The sequence below is a fragment of the Leptospira sarikeiensis genome, assembly GCF_004769615.1.
In the GTDB taxonomy this organism is placed as follows: Bacteria; Spirochaetota; Leptospiria; order Leptospirales; family Leptospiraceae; genus Leptospira_B; species Leptospira_B sarikeiensis.
In genome coordinates, this window is sequence record NZ_RQGF01000006.1 from 16,569 (window position 1) to 33,288 (window position 16,720).

General features: G+C 40.3%; 18 protein-coding genes. 7 read left to right on the top strand and 11 right to left on the bottom strand.

The features are described 5' to 3' along the window. Positions 1–55: 55 nt before the first annotated feature. A complete protein-coding gene (locus EHQ64_RS01005; RefSeq protein ID WP_135647650.1) occupies positions 56–781 on the bottom strand; it encodes a matrixin family metalloprotease in 726 nt (241 codons plus the stop codon). Between the two features lie 792 nt (positions 782–1,573). On the opposite strand from EHQ64_RS01005, the gene EHQ64_RS01010 reads away from it, so the two are divergent. After that, a complete protein-coding gene (locus EHQ64_RS01010) occupies positions 1,574–2,197 on the top strand; it encodes a lytic transglycosylase domain-containing protein (protein WP_135647651.1) in 624 nt (207 codons plus the stop codon). 12 nt (positions 2,198–2,209) lie between these two features. On the opposite strand, the gene EHQ64_RS01015 is transcribed toward EHQ64_RS01010, so the two are convergent. After that, complete coding sequence (locus EHQ64_RS01015; RefSeq protein WP_135647652.1) at positions 2,210–3,076, bottom strand: MBL fold metallo-hydrolase; 867 nt, start codon at positions 3,074–3,076, stop codon at positions 2,210–2,212. Between the two features lie 18 nt (positions 3,077–3,094). Continuing rightward, positions 3,095–3,910 carry a substrate-binding periplasmic protein gene (locus EHQ64_RS01020; protein WP_246048499.1) on the bottom strand — a complete coding sequence of 272 codons (816 nt, stop codon included), beginning with the start codon at positions 3,908–3,910 and terminating at the stop codon, positions 3,095–3,097. Positions 3,911–4,126: 216 nt separating this feature from the next. On the opposite strand from EHQ64_RS01020, the gene EHQ64_RS01025 reads away from it, so the two are divergent. Genes EHQ64_RS01025 through EHQ64_RS01040 form a run of 4 tightly spaced genes read left to right on the top strand, consistent with a single transcriptional unit; the run spans position 4,127 to position 6,283 of the window. Further along, a complete protein-coding gene (locus tag EHQ64_RS01025; protein WP_425460379.1) occupies positions 4,127–4,843 on the top strand; it encodes an LIC10920 family plasminogen-binding lipoprotein in 717 nt (238 codons plus the stop codon). Between the two features lie 26 nt (positions 4,844–4,869). Then, complete coding sequence (locus EHQ64_RS01030) at positions 4,870–5,403, top strand: Spy/CpxP family protein refolding chaperone (RefSeq protein WP_425460378.1); 534 nt, start codon at positions 4,870–4,872, stop codon at positions 5,401–5,403. Between the two features lie 2 nt (positions 5,404–5,405). Continuing rightward, positions 5,406–5,948: an RNA polymerase sigma factor gene (locus tag EHQ64_RS01035; protein WP_135647654.1), complete on the top strand. Its 543-nt coding sequence runs from the start codon at positions 5,406–5,408 to the stop codon at positions 5,946–5,948. After that, positions 5,945–6,283, top strand: coding sequence for a hypothetical protein (locus EHQ64_RS01040; RefSeq protein ID WP_246048497.1), 339 nt, complete (start codon positions 5,945–5,947; stop codon positions 6,281–6,283). The genes EHQ64_RS01035 and EHQ64_RS01040 overlap by 4 nt, the downstream gene beginning before the upstream one ends. Positions 6,284–6,285: 2 nt before the next feature. Here the strand turns inward: EHQ64_RS01040 and EHQ64_RS01045 are convergent, their stop codons facing one another. Further along, a complete protein-coding gene (locus EHQ64_RS01045) occupies positions 6,286–8,250 on the bottom strand; it encodes an acetoacetate--CoA ligase (protein ID WP_135647656.1) in 1,965 nt (654 codons plus the stop codon). A 108-nt stretch (positions 8,251–8,358) separates the two neighbouring features. Here EHQ64_RS01045 and EHQ64_RS01050 point away from each other — a divergent pair, with 108 nt between their 5' ends. Continuing rightward, on the top strand, positions 8,359–8,769 hold the full coding sequence (locus EHQ64_RS01050) for a hypothetical protein (RefSeq protein ID WP_135647657.1): 411 nt from the start codon (positions 8,359–8,361) through the stop codon (positions 8,767–8,769). Between the two features lie 414 nt (positions 8,770–9,183). Here the strand turns inward: EHQ64_RS01050 and EHQ64_RS01055 are convergent, their stop codons facing one another. Further along, the gene (locus tag EHQ64_RS01055; protein WP_135647658.1) at positions 9,184–9,588 is read right to left on the bottom strand and encodes a 6-carboxytetrahydropterin synthase; all 405 of its coding nucleotides are present in this window, start codon (positions 9,586–9,588) and stop codon (positions 9,184–9,186) included. Between the two features lie 67 nt (positions 9,589–9,655). Between EHQ64_RS01055 and EHQ64_RS01060 the strand changes: the two genes are divergently transcribed. Next, on the top strand, positions 9,656–9,880 hold the full coding sequence (locus EHQ64_RS01060) for a DUF1858 domain-containing protein (protein WP_135647659.1): 225 nt from the start codon (positions 9,656–9,658) through the stop codon (positions 9,878–9,880). A gap of 35 nt (positions 9,881–9,915) precedes the next feature. Here EHQ64_RS01060 and EHQ64_RS01065 read toward each other — a convergent pair whose 3' ends face one another. From EHQ64_RS01065 to mrdA, 6 genes are all read right to left on the bottom strand, one after another. Then, positions 9,916–11,001, bottom strand: coding sequence for a hypothetical protein (locus EHQ64_RS01065; RefSeq protein ID WP_135647660.1), 1,086 nt, complete (start codon positions 10,999–11,001; stop codon positions 9,916–9,918). 73 nt (positions 11,002–11,074) lie between these two features. After that, positions 11,075–11,635: a hypothetical protein gene (locus tag EHQ64_RS01070; protein ID WP_135647661.1), complete on the bottom strand. Its 561-nt coding sequence runs from the start codon at positions 11,633–11,635 to the stop codon at positions 11,075–11,077. A gap of 36 nt (positions 11,636–11,671) precedes the next feature. Then, the gene (locus EHQ64_RS01075) at positions 11,672–12,220 is read right to left on the bottom strand and encodes a hypothetical protein (protein ID WP_135647662.1); all 549 of its coding nucleotides are present in this window, start codon (positions 12,218–12,220) and stop codon (positions 11,672–11,674) included. A gap of 195 nt (positions 12,221–12,415) precedes the next feature. Next, positions 12,416–13,204: a hypothetical protein gene (locus EHQ64_RS01080; RefSeq protein WP_135647663.1), complete on the bottom strand. Its 789-nt coding sequence runs from the start codon at positions 13,202–13,204 to the stop codon at positions 12,416–12,418. A gap of 64 nt (positions 13,205–13,268) precedes the next feature. Further along, positions 13,269–14,789: a rod shape-determining protein RodA gene (gene rodA / locus EHQ64_RS01085; protein WP_135647664.1), complete on the bottom strand. Its 1,521-nt coding sequence runs from the start codon at positions 14,787–14,789 to the stop codon at positions 13,269–13,271. Continuing rightward, complete coding sequence (mrdA, locus tag EHQ64_RS01090) at positions 14,786–16,720, bottom strand: penicillin-binding protein 2 (RefSeq protein ID WP_135647665.1); 1,935 nt, start codon at positions 16,718–16,720, stop codon at positions 14,786–14,788. Before mrdA ends, rodA begins: the two co-directional genes overlap by 4 nt.

The following is a 16,720-nucleotide window of genomic DNA, read 5'->3' on the forward strand; positions in this document are numbered from 1 at the left end:
GATTCGCACCGGTTCGAAAATCGATCGGTTTTCACCGTTCTGGGGTATCGACTTCCTAACCTTCTATATCTATATTTCCGAACACTGCAAACGAAGGAACGGAGTACTGTCTTAAATAAGTGTAATCCGATTGTTTCGTGTAAAGTTGAGATTCTTCTATTTCTCCCGGAGTTTGGGAAGAATTGTATAATGCCTGTGCCGCATGCATTTCAGTCACACTAGGTTCGAAAATATTTCCTGTAAGCATAGGAAACATCAGATCATTCGGATCTTGAGAATGTTGTAGACCTAGGCAATGACCGACTTCATGAGCTACGGTTGCGATCACATATTCTTTGGAATCTATGGTACTTCCTTCCAATTTCATCGCGTCTGCAGTAGCCTTCACTCTATCCGTAAATATAAAGATTACACTGTTTTCTATACGAGAGCCTGCACTAATGGAACAAGCTGCCAGGTAGAAAGGATTCGCGGAGAATAATTGGCAATCCTTCGCATTCTTGTCGGAAATTCCTTCGACCGCACATTTTCCGGATTCGGTAAATGCGATCGTATTTCTCATTCTATCTACTCTTGTTTTTGCGGGATAAACATCGATCCCTAATCCCCATTTCTGGACGGCGGCCTGGGTAAGTTGCAGACCACTTTTCATTTCCTTACCGTATAAGGCCCAAAGTAACTGTTTCTCTTCCCAAGTAAGGTCTCCGGAAGAATTTCCCGTTTGAGTACAGTATGAAAACGTAATAAACCAAATTGCTAATAGAGCAAAAGACACCCTCATTATTTTTCCCCAGTAAAAATATCCGATTCCCGATTTTATTTTTAAGAAATCGAATCCGCGTATAGTACGGGTTTCAGCTTTGTGGAATGGTTCTTTAAATTGTCTCTATCGCGGGATCGATCAACGCGAAGGGAGTTTTTCTTTTTATTTCAGACTTGTCTGTTCAACAAATCCCCGGTTCTAAATATTATGACGATCGAGTTACGAAAATTTGCACTAAAAATTTTATTTTGCTCATAAATATATTAAATAAATCGAATGTTATATTAATTCAAGTTTGAGAATCGTTTTGAGAAGCGAATGCAAGATGAGATACATATTTTAGATTAGTAAATTTATTTCCTAATCGTTCCGATGTATCTTTCTTAAAATTTTAAGCCGAAAGATTTACTCCATATAGAATTTCTTTTCGTTCTTACTTTTCTATTTGAGAAGGTTTCGCAAGTTTCTATTTGATAGATATGTTCGATAAGAAAAATTTTTAAGATAGCAGAGATGTATTCATATTGGAAATTTATTTCCAGTATGTTTTTGCAATTATAGGATCGTGATAAGAGAGAATGGAAATTTATTTCCTAAAATGAGGCGTTTATTCCGATTCAATTTCGATCTTCTTCTTTTTAATCTTCCGGACCCTTTCTATATAATTAGTTCTTAAGGGCCGCAAATCCTCTCAAAAGAGGCTCTTTTTTCTCCAGACCCCAAAAAGCTGAGACTTTTTTACTTGTCCCCATAGTGCGTCGCAAAAAACTGGTCGTAGATAGTGCATTGCACTATAGGGAGACAAGGAGAATGCTCCAGCCTAAAATTCGAAAAAGATACATATTCATCGCCTCGTTACCCCTTCTCTACCAGTCATTTGTGGCTCCAATTGCGGGCTCTTTGATTGGAAAAACGATTCCGGGCAGGAACTCCCTCCCTGAAGTCGTTCAGATCAAAGAATATATCCGTTCGGAGCGACCAAGTCTCTCCGAAGAAGAGCTAGAATTACTGTCCCGAGCAGTCGATCGGGAATCCGGAAGGATCCATGATAGCGCTTGCGGAGTATTTTGCCAGGAAGGAGAAAAAGCTGGGCTCTTACTCGGGATCATCAAGACCGAATCCGAATTCTATAGGAAAGCAAGATCCAAGAAAAATGCCCTTGGGCTAATGCAAATCATGCCTGGAACTGGCTCCTGGATTGCGTCTTGGGAAGGCAATAAGATCAAAAAAGAAGATCTATTCTTACCGGAGACAAATATCCATCTGGGAGTTTCCTACCTAAACCATTTACTCGAAACTCATGAGGGAAATCTTCGCCAGGCGTTACTTGCGTATAACGCGGGCCCTGCCGCGGTAAAAAAATGGGGAGGAGTTCCTGCCTATGCGGAAGAAGTGTTTAGCGGACAGGAAGAATATTTGGGAAGCAGAGAATAATCCCTTCTCTGCTTAACGTTTTTCCATCCATAAAACGCAGGCCTCTAACATCTCTCTCATATGCTTCCGGTCAGAATGGGTAGGATGCCCATGACCCGGAAGCAACCATTCGAAATCATAATTTTGCAATTGTCTCATCGACTTGGTTTGTTCTTCCCAAGAATACCAACAAGCACTCCTAAATGCGACGAGCCTTTCTCTCTCCGGATCGAATGCAAGATGATCTCCCGAGAATAGAAATTTATTATTATATAATAGAGTACAATGCCCTCTTGTATGTCCAGGCCCCGGAATGATCAGTAGGTCCTCCGACAATTGAAAAGGCTCGTTTCCTTTCAGGATAATTTCCGCATCGGAAACCGCGGAAAGATCTCCTTCATGTATGATCCTTTCCGTCCCGAAATTTTCGTGAAATTTTTCATGATCCCCGATATCATCCCGGTGAGTTAGAAAATGATATTTAATCCCTCCTAGGTTTTTGATTTTTTCAATTAGAGAAGGAAGATATCTAGGGGAATCTACTAATACATTCCCTTCTTCTCTTAGGATCAGATAGGAAAATGCACCGAATGAAGAGCGCGCATGAAATCCACAATGATATACATTTTCATGGATTAGTCTAGGAAAAGATGATTTTGCTTCTGCGAGATCTACCCGATCGACAGTTCCGATAGAAGCGGTAGGGCAAGCCACCAATGCTTGTAATGCTTTGAATTGTTCTGATTCTGATTCGGGTTGTTTTTTGACGAAGGAACCGCTTTGATCTTCCCCAAAAATATCGGAGGCGAGGATCCTACAAGTTTCGCAGTCGATACAACTTGAATCTACATAAAGTTGTCCCGGAGAATTTCGGGCCTTCTTTTTAGTAAGAGTCGCCATAAGGATTAGACTGCCCGATTATTTCACCCAATCGCTTCTGTTAAAATACTTATCTTCTAAACTTTTTAGCTCGCCGGTTCGTTTGAGTTCCGACAGAAAAAATTCGAAATTTTTAGAGAAATAAATATCTCCTTTAGGCAACAATGCACTCACATGATTTTCTTGAACAGGCTCTATCAATGCTCTAAAATTAGATAGAATACTTCTTTGTTTTAGTAGAAGCCCTTTGATGTATAAGGAATCTCCCACAAAACAATTTGCCTGTCCTTCTTTTACCGAATTCCAAGCGCTTTCCATAGACCCGTAAGTAAATACCCTGGAGTTCGGGAATATACTTAAAAGATAATCATGGCTTGCAGAGAATGCCCTCACGGAAAAGCTAAGGCCGCTTATACTTTCCAAATCTTTTATACTTCTGAAATAAACCGTAGAAATGATATTTCCCTCGGGAGGAGGGGGCAATGCATTCTTATTTACTAAGGCACCTGTGGTAGAAATTAAATAAGGAGAACTGAAATTTCCTTTTTTAGATCTTTCTAATGTAGAACTTAAACCAGAAAAAGCGATATCCGCTTCTCCGCTCTGGATCGCCTCTGCATAATCCTCGAACTCAGGACGATTTGTGAAGCTATATTTTACTCCCAAAAATTCAGCATATTTTCTACCGAGTTCCGCATCAAAACCGGGAAATCCTTCTTTCGCGTCTGAAATATAAAAAGGATCAAAATTGCGATTTCCTGTGACCCGCAATTCTCCTCTTTTTTGGATCTCTTCCAAACGAGACCCGGGCGTCTGTTGAGAGTAAACAGAGAAAGTAAAAAAGATCGTTATGATTGCACTGAATTTTCGGATCACTCCTCTTTTGTAATTCAACCGCACTTTGGATCAAGGGAAAAACGGATCTATTGCCGACTTTCGTCTAAGTGACTCTTTTCATTTTTGCAATAAATCGGGAACGTTTCTCCTCCTCCGGGTTTACTTATATAAGAGAAGACCAGGAATCCAGGCTTGAACATCAGAAGAATATTTCTAATCCCGAAAAAAGATCTCGTGAACTTCCTTCGCTCTCTCTGTCTTATTTTTTTCTTAACCTCCTTTTTCTCCTGCGAGAACAGGGACACGGATAAGGTTAATTTAACCGTATTCGGCGACGGAGTTGCATTCAATATAGATGGAGAATTGGACATGGATAAGACCGCAAGTTGCGGGACTGCAACTCCTTATAGTTCTTCTAGCACAACTAGCACTACGACTACAACCACGAGCACTAGTTCTACAAATTTATTCACTGTGATCAGTAGATTGTATTTTAAGACCGGGGATTATTTGTATTTAAAGTTCTTATACGACGCGACTCAGAACCAAGGATCTATTGATGCCACCCAAGGTTTTTCTTACTCCGGAAAAGTAGGCGCATCTGCAGTAGTTTCTAATTATGGAAAAATTTATTGGGGAGGTAGCGGCGTTCCAGTAGATACAAGCGTTACTAGTTCCCAGGCATTATCTTACTTAACCGTAGATCTGGATCTTGTCGGAACTGCAGTTTCCAGTGGAAACACTGCACTTTCTCTTACACAATGTTATACTGTAGATTATATTAATTGTACTTCCGCAACTTCTACCAGTATGTGTTATACCCAAGACGGGCAAACCTGTTATAATACTCAAACCGTATCAGGACCCTCAGTAAGTATTAAGGGAGAAGTGAATTGTACAAGTAATACGATTTCTTCCGGAAGTTCTTCCAGTACTAGTACCACACAATAAAAATATTTCGTCAAAAAAAGTATAAGGTGATCGATTTGGATTCTAAAACTCTAAAAATTCTTTTCCTATTGTTTCTCTTTTTAGGGAGTTCCCAATTTATTTTTGCAGAACCGCCCCCTCCTCCTTTCGGACCCGAACCTTTCGATATGTTTATTCCGGGAGGAGGTCCTAGAGAAGATAAAAACTTCGAAAGGTTCTCCAAAGAACTCTCTCTCACTCCAGAACAATTGGAAAAAGCGAAAGTTTCCAGAGATAAAAGAATGGCGGCGAGTAGAACGATCGGAGAAAAACTTCCTTCACTTCATGAGTCTTTACGCAAACTATTAGAATCTCCTAAAGTAGATTTAGTCGCTGTCAAAGCAAAGTTAAAGGAGATCAGCGATATACAATTAGAGCTTAGGTTTTTACATATTCAAGGAAGATTAGAATTCGAATCCTATTTAACCCCTGAGCAGAAACAGAAACTCGCCCAACTTCATAAAGAAAGGCTACAAAGAATTAAGGATCGTAAGGATCATCCTCATGGACCTCCTCCTCCCGGAGAGAGGGATTGCCGATAAGAATGACGGAATCCGATCTAATTAGAATCATCGAATCGAGTAAAGAGACCGTCTTAAAATCGATCCGAAGACATCTTTTACCAGGCATGGGTTCTATAATGGAGGACCTTGCCCAAGATACGTATTTAAGATATTATCTTAAATTCAAAAATAAACCACCTTTAGATCCTCAAGAAGCGAATCGTTGGTTATATGTCGCAGCAAGAAATGAATGTAGAAGAGCGATACGTAAATGGAATCGAGAAGGAAAAGCTTATTTCAAATTACAAGCAGAGGTCCAAGTTTCCGATAAAAAAGAAAACTTGGATCTTGCTGCGATGGAACCGGCACCGGACGGACGCAAATGGATAGAATCTCAAATTAATCTCTTGCCATCCCCATATAAAGAAACTATGATACTTAGATTGAACGGCGAAAAAATGGAATCTATCGCTAAAAAATTGGATATATCCGAAGGCACAGTCAAATCCAGGATTTCCAGAGCAAAAGAATGGTTGTCCCGATCTGCAAATTCAAATCGAAAAGGGATAGGAGAGAACTTATGAACGATTATAAAGATCCCGATTTAGACCTTAAAATGGAGACGTTACTCCAAGATCCAAATTTTGCAAAAAGGATCGCAGGAAATATTATACAAAAAGAAGAAAACCGTAAGAAGATATTTCCTTCTAATCGATTCGTTTTACAAGCGTTAGCAGCTGCACTCCTTTTGGGAATATCCAGTCTTATAGCTACTTTTTATATTCGCAGTGAAAAAGAATCCAAAGACTCTTATTCAAATTATCAAAATTCTGCGGAGTTTTTGGCCTCTCCTTTGGAAACTGAACATATTTGGGAAGGAACAGATCTGATCATTGAAACTTCCTTCACCCAAAGATAAGATCAATCCGTCAGAAGTTCCGGTATATTTTTATAATATTCTAATGATTCAGGATTGATGAGCGCGTCTTGGTTCGTCACAGGCTCTCCTTGAACTGTTTTTTTAACGGCTATCTCAACCTTCTTCATATTCCTAGTATAAGGAATGTCCGCGACTTGGATGATCTTGGATGGAACATGTCTTGGGGAGACCTTTTCCTTGATCTCTTTTTTGATCTTGGTTTCAAATTCCTTATTTAAAGCTGCACCCTCTGCCATTTTTAAGAACAAGATCACTCTTACGTCGTCTTTCCATTCTTGTCCGATCACGACAGAATCCGCAATCTCTGAAATTGTTTCCAAAAGACTATATAGATCCGCTGTTCCTATGCGCACTCCACCAGGATTTAAAGTGGCATCCGATCTTCCATAGACGACCATTCCTCCGTTTGGAAGGATCTCCGCAAAGTCGCCATGTCTCCAAATCTCAGGAAAAGTATCAAAATAAGCTCCGAAATATTTTTTACCGTCAGCATCATTCCAGAATTCCAATGGCATAGAAGGAAAAGGTTTTGTACATACAAGTTCTCCTTTTCCTCCTTGGATGGACCTTCCGGAATCATCAAAAATTTTTACAGACATCCCGAGGCCCAAACTTTGTAGTTCTCCTGAATGTACAGGTATATTCGGATTACCTAATGCAAAACAACCGTTTAGATCCGTTCCTCCAGAAATAGAAGAAAGCCTCAGATCCTTCTTCCAAGTATCGTATATATAATCGAATCCGTAAGAAGGAAGAGGTGAACCCGTAGAAAGTACAGCCTTTAGGGAAGATAGATCCATATCCGGTTTATACTTTTCCTTCTCCAAACTTAATATGTATTTTGCTCCTACTCCGAACACTTTGATCTTTTTGTCGGAAACGTATCTAAAAAGTACTCCTGGATCCGGATAAAATGGATTCCCATCGAATAAATATAAGGTCGCGCCTATGGAAAGAGAACTTATTAGCCAGTTCCACATCATCCATCCACAGGTTGTGTAATAAAAGATTCCATCTCCTTCTCTCAGATCCGTATGTAATGCCAGTTCTTTCCAATGATTTAAGAATACTCCAGGGCCTTGCACCATACATTTAGGCAATCCCGTCGTTCCGGAAGAATACATAATATAAACGGGATGATCAAAAGAAGTCTGATAAAAAATCGGATCTTTTCCCAAAAATAATTCATAAGATTTTTCTAATGGAATTGATTTATCCGGAAATCCGGAGGTTCTAGAATTTAGATCTTTCGGGTCCAAGCTAGGATATTCAGAGACTAGTATTTTTTTTAGATCCGGAAGTTGGGCGGAAATTTCATTTACGATCCCGGAAAGAGGTAGAGACTTTCCTTTGAATTCATAACGATCCGTAGTAATGAGTATTTTAGGGCGGATCTGGCCGAAACGATCCAATACACCTTTTACTCCAAAATCCGGAGAACAAGAAGTCCAAACGGCACCAATACTTGTAGTAGCGAGCATCGCAAGCACAGTGTCCGGAACATTTGGCATAAGTCCCGCAACCCTATCTCCAGGAACTACACCTTCCGATCTGAAATACGCTGCAAGTGCACCTACTCTTTGATATAACTCCGAATAGGTGAAACTTTTCTCTGCACCGGTCTCTCCTCTGTATACCAAAGCCAGGTTCTCATCCTTCTTTCGTAGTAAATTTTCAGCGAAATTTAATTTGGCTCCGGGAAAGAACTTAGCCTCTCTAAAACTTTTTCCAGTGCGTAAAACTTCTTCGTATGTTTGGGAATAGATTACAGGAGCAAATTCCCATAGTAGTCCCCAAAACTCCTCGATGAAGTCCACTGACCAGGTATGCAATTCTGAATAGTTTTTGAATTTTTTGCCGGTCTTTTCTTCTACAAATTTTTGGAATTGGGTCAATCTGGAATTTTGGATAAGTTCGGGAGACGGGCTCCAAAGAGTTTGGTTCATATCAGCTCGAATATGCTCGGTTTTTTCGATCGAAGGTCAACAGTAAATTGGTTGAGAAGTGCGAGCCTTATCCTAAGATTTGTGAGTTCGAAAGTCCGGAGTTTGCAGTTGTCCGATCTAAACCACCTAAATCTACCAACAATCCTATTCTTATGCGTAAGTTTAATCTACGCGTTCCATGGTTTTCTACACCAACTTGTAGTAGGAGGAGCGATTTCCGTTTTCCAACATCCGGATGAAAGACAATCCAGAATGATACTGATGGTTTGGATCGCAACCGGCGGATTCATGAGTTTCCTAGGGCTTCTACCGATTGTATTACTTCTTTTGTATGGAGCAGATTCGGAACCCGTGAAGGCAGTTCTCTGGACTAATACATTGGCCTTATGTTTTTTAGCGGTGCATTTTGTTCTTTGCGGAGTGATGAGACTTCCCCGCCCTTTACGGATCGGTTTTTATTTTACGATCACTTATGCTGTCGCAAATCTGATTTTTCTTTTTACGTACGATAAGATCTAGTTTCGTTTTTTTTCACGCTAAGACGCTAAGCATCAGAAGATCTTTATTCAGAAATTGAAGAAAATTGATTATAAGAAGCTCTCTGGTTTTTGGCTTCCTTTTCTTCTCACCTTCGTGAGAAACCCAATTATTTGCGCAGATTCAAGTGCAGCTTGTTGATTAGAGATTTGCTTTCGCTTCGCTAAGGGCACCCTACGGGTTTCTCGTTCCCTACGGGTCATGAATACGTTGGTGTTGATTCAAGTGCAGCTTGTTTGGAGATAGATTTGCTTTCGCTTCGCTCAAGCACCCTCCCGGGAATTTCCTTCCCTATGGGTCAGGAATACGTTGGTGTTGATTCAAGTGCAGCTTGTTTGGAAATAGATTTGCTTTCGCTTCGCTCAAGCACCCTACGGGCTTCTCGTTCCCTACGGGTCACTCGAAGGGCTCGTAGTAAGCTAAATTTTCTGGGCCTTCGTGGATCACGATCCGATCGACTTTCCCCTTTGCGGCAGAGACACTATCCTTTAAGCCATAATAAAACCAACGCGCCATATTTTCAGAAGTCGGATTGATCTTCTTAAAATCAGCATGGTCATTGATCAGAATATGGTCTAACTCATGGACCAGCTCTTTTAGTCTCTTTTTAGAAGTTAGAAAGTCGAAACTAATCCCGTCCTCTCCTATATTCTTTTGGCCTGAAAGATAGACCTCTACCTTAAAAGAATGACCGTGGATCGGCTCATCGGAACCGTCCGGGAAGTATTTGTACAGATAATGAGAGGATTCGAATCTTTCCTCGATCCTGATATAGAATTTGCCGGTTTCTTGAAAAAACATGGAATTGACTTTGGCCTAGGGAGTCTATATACTGGAACTGAAAACCAGTACTTAGGAGATTTTCCCCATGTCGGAAGCGGTCAAGCCAAGATTTTTTAAAGATATGACGGTAGGCGAAGCAATCGGTCTTCATCCGGAAGCGGGGTTGGTGTTCTCCAGCTATCATTTAGGCGGATGCTCCCATTGTTCCATCAATGAACTCGAAACTATCGAGCAAGTTTGTATGGGATACGGTGTGGAAGTGGATGTTCTTTTAGACAGCCTAAACAACTTATTCGAGGACGGAGAGTAATCTCTCCGCCTTCGGGCAGTTCTTCTTTCCGCATCTTATAAAAGAAAATATTTCCTGATCATTGCAAGCTCGGCTCCTTTTTCACAGCCGAACCATTTCAAAAGTTTTAATAAAGCCTTCTCGCCTTTCGTATTCAATAGTAGTTTATTCAAAGCACTTCTGATCCCCCAATACTTTCTGATATCGGGTAATTTCGGGCTAGGAAGATTCAAACTGATAAAAGACATTCCAACCTTAGTATCTCCCAACTCTCCGGGCTTTCTCATCTTTTCCAGATCCTGACTCACAGTATATAATGTTTTCTTAAACTTAGATATTTGGGTCGGATTTTCGCTTTCCGTAGCGATTTGGTATTCTCCGATCCATTCGCGGATCTTTTTGTATTTCTCTCTACATTCCATCGCCGCAGGGATAATTTCCGAAAGTTTGTTGGAAGATTCCAAAACCTCTCCGACTAAAGGAGGAAGGATCAGCTCGAAATGATTCATTCTTCCTACAGGAGTAAGACTTGAGAATACTTTTAATCTTTCTTCATCGATCCATTCCTGGATCTCCGAATTGATATCATTTTGCGGTTTAAAAAAGGAAATCTGTTCCAGAAGAGAAGCTCTGATCGGATGAGCAACGTAATGTGCACCTAATAGAGAACTTCTTCCCAAATTTCCTGCAGTTCCCCATACTACCTGGCTGAAATAAGAATGTGGAGCTTCCTTATTTTTTCGAAATCCATCCAGGTTCTCTTCCTGGTGTTTTTTCATAAGATCTGTGGCGCATAATAATTTTAAGGCTTCGTTCCTAAAGTCCGCAACTTCCGGATTATATGTAGGAATATCAACGGATACGAGAAGGTCACCATCCAACGAATCCAAATTCTCAAAAGAATTCCATCCTTCGGAGAATTTGAGATCGTAAAAGATCTTTTCTCTTAGTATAAATTCATTGATTAGCGAAAATAAACTTTCGATCTGAATACATGCTGCGCAGATCTCGCTCCAATCATAGGAATTCGTTTCCTTATTGATCTTCAGTTCTTTTACGTTCGAAAAATCCAGGCCATTAGAATATAGATCGAAAATACTTTCGAAAGTCCAATTATCCCAGAAAGAAGTATTTTGTTGCATCCGAAGGGTTCGGATTTTCCATTATATTCCTAAATTTGCAAACAAAATACCATTACATTTATGTTAGGTGATCTTATTCTTCCGATTTTGCCAAAATAGAATTATAAATTTGGGCAGCGGCTAGATCGGCCAACTCGCTCGGAGATTTGGATCGTTGATAATAAACCGGCAGAATAAAGAATATTACCTTCCATTCATTGACTATCTCGAGTTTAAAAGCGAGATCTGTTCCTTTGTTTAATACAAAAGTTGCCTTCGAGATGGACGCATCAAATCTAGGTTTGAAAAGTCGGATTGAGATCACATTTGCATCTTTCTTTTCCGGCATTCCGACTTCCACATCCAACTTATATCTCCCCTTTAATTCGTGATAGAATGCGTCCCTAAAAAGCAGATACGGTTCCGGGATCGGAAATCTAGTCACCTTCTCCACTTTTCCAAATCTAGTTTTGATTTCCTCGGAATGTAATAAAGTGAACTCGTCCTCTATATGCAGATATATCTTACTCGTTTTAAGTTCTCTGAGGGGGGAATAATTTTTAACCGATTCTACATAACCGTCTCCGGCAGCGAATATACAACCGGAGAAGTTTAATATAGCAAATAGGATTATGAAAAATTTTTTCAGATTCATATTAATTTACAAAATTAGACAAAAATAATATCTAATTTAATTTTCAGGTTTTCCTAAAATAGAATCGTAAATCCGCTCGGCAGACATCTCGGCAAGTTTTTCAACCGTTTTCGGCTGGATGATATTTAATCCTTCTACCCTTGCTTCATTTACGATATCTAATTTGTATACCGGATCTTTCCCCTTGCTTAAAATAACACTAGCTTTACCGATCGTATTGCTGAGGTAATCCATCCTAGGAGAAACGGAAATGCTTAAAGAATCTTTCTTCTTGGGTTGTCCCAATTCCACATCTAATTTATAGTTTCCTCTTAGTTCTGAATAAAGAGCATCCTTAAATTGAATATATAATTCCGGAATTCCCACATCGGTCGTTTTTTCGATCTTTCCCGATTTGGTTTTCGTTTCTTCCTTAGTAATTCCGTATTCATAGGTTAGGTCCAAATAAATTTTTTGGGTCTTGAACTCGGAAATATCTGAGAATTTTCTGGCTTTGATCAGAAAGCCCTCTCCGGCAGTAATCGAAGGGAAACATCCTAAGATGTTTATAAAAACTAAGAATATCGCGATTTTTGAATATTTCATCTTTCTTCCTTAAAATGTAGGGCACATCAAGATCAATCGACCCTGAATGTCCTTTTCAATTGTAATCAAATATATTTAATTTTCGAATATGTTAAAAAACTTCACTTAACCAATGGACTTCTTTACTGAAATCTCCGCGTAAATTAAGATCAACTTTTTTCTTGGATCGATTTTTCTGAATCGTAAACTTAATGTTTATTCACCCTTTTGGGGTATATAATAATATCGAATGCCGGCTTTTCTGAAATAGTATCTGATCTCTCCACCTTGTTTGTCAGTGGGCTGCAATCTTCTTTTAAACGTATCTTCAGGGATCCTGAAAGTATCTCCAAGTGCATCACATCGGAAGAATCGATTTCCTTCCGGATAACGGATCATTAAAAGACTTCCCGGCTCCGTTTCCCAAGCACGACTTTCCCCTTCCCAAGAAAAGTATATGGATCTTGATGGGAAGATCGGATATTTTTTACCATCGTACAGAACCTTGTCTTTGTTTCTATGAACATTTCTGAATATTTTTTTAGGTCCCGATTTTACGATGAAATGGACTGTACCACATCTGAATGTTAATAGAAGTGGGATACCACTCAAGGATCCAGGCTCTATCCCAGATGGGGTTAGAGAAGATACACGATTCGTGTTTTCAGCGATCCTTCCTAATGTAGAACGCATGGACTCGTCCAAAAATTCGACAGTATCGTCTTTTCGTATCTTCTCAAGTTGTCTATAGATCCGATCAAACTCTTGTTTTTCGTATGCTTTGGTTTTTACGAAACCGTCCAACTGTCTTTTTAGATTGGAAAGTCTAGCTTTAAAATAAGGAGTATCGTTTCGGGAGGCAACATCGAACATTTCTTCCCAAAGAGTTTCTAACTCTCTGACTTCCGAATCCTGATCAAAGGTGTTCTTCTCCACCTCTTCCAAGATATAGCGGAATTTTCTTTTCAGATCGAATAGAAATCTGGAATCTTTTACTCTTTCCATGAGGCCTATAATAGAATATCGGCATCCATTTTTGCAAAGTCAGCCATTTTACAGATTGGAAACTTCAGTTTGCGTGTTTTCTCATCTTGATCGAGAGAATGATCCCGACCGCAGCCATGGACATAAGCAAGTGGGAACCTCCATAACTCATGAAGGAAAGTGGGATCCCTGTGACTGGTAAAAGCCCGAGCACGATCCCGATATTGATCGCCATATGGTAAAATAACATCGCGACAATCCCGGACGCGAGAAGTGATCCGAATCTGTCCTTACTTTCGTAGCTGATCTGAAGACCTCGTAAAGGAATGGAAAATAAGAAGAAGAGTAAAAATACGGAGCCGATAAATCCAGTTTGTTCCGCCCAAGAAGCAAAGATGAAGTCAGTACTTGCTTCCGGAACGTGAGGGATTTTTCCTTCTGTCATTTCCGCATTCAAGAATCCTTTTCCGACCAATTTTCCGGAACCTACCGCAGGTTTAGAAGCCCTAAGCTGATAACCCGCGTCCTGTTTGAACTCGTCCGGATTTAAAAATGCCGTGAGTCGGATAACCTGATTCTCCCGGAAAGGAACTGTTTTCATTACCACAACTGCCGAGATCAAACTAATCCCGAGGATCCCGAGTGGAATATAATAAGAACGTAATGTTTTAGATCCTCGAGCGATCCTAAGTAGGATCATGATGATACTAAATATGATCAGAGTTGCGCCTACTCCGATGAGCAGTCCTTGGTTAGAGAGTAATTTAAAGATAAAACTTCCTTCCAAGTCTATCACCTGATCGAATACTTCTCTAAGTGCAGTAATCGTTTTGGGTGTGAGATTAGCTCCTGCGACTTCTTTTCCGTCCAAGACCTGCCAAGTTTTTCCCCCCAATCGATTCACCACCGAAAGTAGATCCGTCTTTCCGGTTCTCTGCAAGAAAGCGAGAATATCATTCAATAATGTAAGTTTGGAATATTCCACATACATCGGAAGAACGAGTGAAATTCCCCCGAATGTGATGAAGGAACCGATATGGAAATAGTCGGCTCCTCCTAAAAACAACATTGTGAATAAGATCGGTAAAAATGAAACCGCAGTTCCGAAGTCAGGCTGAAGTAGAATTAAAGCCATCGGTAATAACACGATCCCGAATGGGATTACGAGTACCACAAGCTTCTTCATTTCTTTCTCTTTTAATACTAGATACTGACCGAGTAGGATCACTGTAGCAAGTTTTGCAAACTCTGAGGCCTGAAGAAGAAATGGTCCTACCTTGATCCAAGATCTTGCTCCTCTACTAGAAGGAAGATATCCGATCCATTTGATCAATGTGAGTCCTAAGAGTAAGATCGCAAATCCGTAAATGAATAACGCATAGGCTCCGATCAATTGATAATTGACCCTAGACACGAACCACATGATCAAGAGTCCGGATAAGAAAAATAAAAATTGTTTGAACCATTTATGGCTCATGAGCCCGATACTCGGATCGTCAAAATTATATTCTTGGGAATATAAAGTAAGAACACTACAAATCACTACGATGATAACAGATCCTACTAAAAAGTAGTCGATCCTATCTATGGAACGATCCGACATCATTGTATATTCTCCGGTGCTACAGGAGCGGTTTCTGGAATTTCTGCGGTTCTTTTATAACTTCCCGGTGGGAAAGCTGCCCTAAACATTTCTCTTGCAACAGGTGCAGCGCCCGCAGCTCCACCTACTCCGTATTCGACGAATACAGAGATGACTACTTGTTCACTGACAGGAGCATTCGCGGGAGCATATCCTATAAACCAAGCGTGGTTGGATCCGGAAGAGCCCCTTCTTCTTGTTTGGGCAGTTCCTGTTTTTCCCGCGATATCAGGAAGACCAGGTTTATTCAATACGAACGCTGCAGTTCCATTTTTCACAACAAGCCTGAGGCCAGTTTTAATGGATTCGACAGTTGATGATTGGATCGGAATATCACTTAATCTTTGTGGATCTGTCCTATTGATGATAGAGTTGTCCAAAGGATCTCTGATCTCGTTCACTAAGTAAGGCTGATAGATCTGTCCTCGATTCAAAAGTCCCGCATAAAATAATGTCATGGATAAAGGAGTCACGGACATGAATCCCTGTCCGATAGAAAGATTGATCGTATCTCCATCGAACCATCTGGTTCCATACACTCTTTTTTTCCAGGCAGGAGAAGGAACCTGTCCTGCAATTTCTCCAGGAAGATCTATTTTGGATTTTTGATCCAATAAGAACAAACGAGAATAAGTAAGTATAGGATCCGAACCTAACTTATAACCTAAATTATAAAAATATACGGAACAGGATTTTTGAAGAGCATGTGCAAGATCGTTCGTGCCATGACCGCCCTTCTCCCAACAATAGAACACTTGGTCAGGAACTCCTGCAAATGTGGACTTTAAAGTATAACTTCCGTTGCAATGATAACTTGTTTCAGGAGTATAATCCACCTTATGCCCGCTTTCTAAAGCAGCGAGAGCAACCAAGGTCTTGTAAGTAGAAGCAGGAGGAAATTTAGATTGGATCGCTAAATTTAAAAATCCACCGTTCGCATCGACTCGTTTATAATGTGTGGTCCTTTCCGATCTACTTTTTCCGGAGAGAATATTCGGATCATAACTCGGATTAGAAGCCATTGCGAGAATTTCGCCTGTGGAAGGTCGCATCGCGATCGCAGTTCCTCTGGCTCCTTTTAAGGCTTTATAAGCTGCGAGTTGGATATCCTTATCGATCGTAAGAACAAGATTATTTCCAGGAGTAGAATGTTCTACTACCCGCTCTTCTTCTATATTTCCCTCGGAACTTCTTTTTTGGATCCTAAATCCGTCAGTTCCTCTCAATCTTGAATCGTATTGGAGTTCTAATCCGTCTTTTCCAAGCCATTGGTAAGATTTGATCTCACGGGTGAGAAGGTCAGTTTTACTCGGTTTTCCTATATACCCGGTCACATGCGCAAGAGCAGGTCCCATCTTATAGATCCTACGAGGAGAAGGGACCAAGATCACATACTTAGATATATTATCAAAAACTGATATACGTTCTTGCTGTGCCTTTGAGATCGCTTCCAAAAGAACGAAAGGTTTTTTGGTCTTGATCTTTTTAGAGAATTTAGGCTCAAGCAGATCCTCTTCGTAGTAGGACATTGGAATAGAAAGAGTTCGGGCAAATTCCTGTAGGAAGTTTTTGACCCTTGCAGGATCATATTTCAAAATAGAAGTGTTTAAGACCGCATCCAAACTGGAATAATTGGAAACTAGAGCCATAGAAGTTTCCGGAGTAAGAAAGTTCCGATCGAACATTTCCCCTCTTGCGGCAGGGATCGTTTCACTTTTACGAACGAACTTCTCCGCCTTTAAAGAGTTATCCGTTCCTTGTACGATCTGAAGATTGAATAATTGGATTACGAATGCGACTAAAGCGAATACAACAAGCCCAGAGAACATATAGAGTCTAAGTCTAAAACTACGTTCTAGCCTAAACTCTGTGGCTGAAGAAGATCCGCCTAACAT

Excerpts from the sequence above, each read along its gene's own strand:
- EHQ64_RS01010 (WP_135647651.1), top strand. The coding sequence starts at position 1,574 with ATGCTCCAGCCTAAAATTCGAAAAAGATACATATTCATCGCCTCGTTA.
- EHQ64_RS01040 (WP_246048497.1), top strand. The coding sequence starts at position 5,945 with ATGAACGATTATAAAGATCCCGATTTAGACCTTAAAATGGAGACGTTA.
- EHQ64_RS01055 (WP_135647658.1), bottom strand. The coding sequence starts at position 9,588 with ATGTTTTTTCAAGAAACCGGCAAATTCTATATCAGGATCGAGGAAAGA.
- EHQ64_RS01070 (WP_135647661.1), bottom strand. The coding sequence starts at position 11,635 with ATGAATCTGAAAAAATTTTTCATAATCCTATTTGCTATATTAAACTTC.
- EHQ64_RS01080 (WP_135647663.1), bottom strand. The coding sequence starts at position 13,204 with ATGGAAAGAGTAAAAGATTCCAGATTTCTATTCGATCTGAAAAGAAAA.
- EHQ64_RS01015 (WP_135647652.1), bottom strand. The coding sequence starts at position 3,076 with ATGGCGACTCTTACTAAAAAGAAGGCCCGAAATTCTCCGGGACAACTT.
- rodA (WP_135647664.1), bottom strand. The coding sequence starts at position 14,789 with ATGATGTCGGATCGTTCCATAGATAGGATCGACTACTTTTTAGTAGGA.
- EHQ64_RS01075 (WP_135647662.1), bottom strand. The coding sequence starts at position 12,220 with ATGAAATATTCAAAAATCGCGATATTCTTAGTTTTTATAAACATCTTA.
- EHQ64_RS01005 (WP_135647650.1), bottom strand. The coding sequence starts at position 781 with ATGAGGGTGTCTTTTGCTCTATTAGCAATTTGGTTTATTACGTTTTCA.
- EHQ64_RS01035 (WP_135647654.1), top strand. The coding sequence starts at position 5,406 with ATGACGGAATCCGATCTAATTAGAATCATCGAATCGAGTAAAGAGACC.
- EHQ64_RS01065 (WP_135647660.1), bottom strand. The coding sequence starts at position 11,001 with ATGCAACAAAATACTTCTTTCTGGGATAATTGGACTTTCGAAAGTATT.
- EHQ64_RS01060 (WP_135647659.1), top strand. The coding sequence starts at position 9,656 with ATGTCGGAAGCGGTCAAGCCAAGATTTTTTAAAGATATGACGGTAGGC.
- mrdA (WP_135647665.1), bottom strand. The coding sequence starts at position 16,720 with ATGTTAGGCGGATCTTCTTCAGCCACAGAGTTTAGGCTAGAACGTAGT.
- EHQ64_RS01045 (WP_135647656.1), bottom strand. The coding sequence starts at position 8,250 with ATGAACCAAACTCTTTGGAGCCCGTCTCCCGAACTTATCCAAAATTCC.